Source organism: Streptomyces sp. M2CJ-2, from assembly GCF_016757295.1.
Lineage (GTDB): Bacteria > Actinomycetota > Actinomycetes > Streptomycetales > Streptomycetaceae > Streptomyces.
On sequence record NZ_JAESIF010000363.1, the window covers coordinates 1 to 208 of the forward strand.

Genomic DNA, 208 nt, shown 5'->3' on the forward strand with positions numbered 1-208 from the left:
TGCAACATCCGGTCGATGGTCCTCTTCCTGCTCGTACGGTGGTTCTTCTTCTTCGTCCTCACCGTGCTTGCCCTCGCAGACGTTGAACTGCATGGCTCCTTCGGGTATGTAGCGATTGCGGTGCTTCTGTTGGTCAGCCTGGCGTTCACCCCCCTCTATTTCATTCTGGTGGAGCGTGCCATCGTGGCTTTCCGCGGGCTGCGGCCGC

General features: G+C 59.6%; 1 protein-coding gene. It reads left to right on the plus strand.

The window, feature by feature from the left end:
- Positions 1–15: 15 nt before the first annotated feature.
- On the plus strand, positions 16–208 hold a 193-nt coding region (locus tag JL475_RS39630), incomplete at its 3' end, for a hypothetical protein (protein ID WP_237409629.1).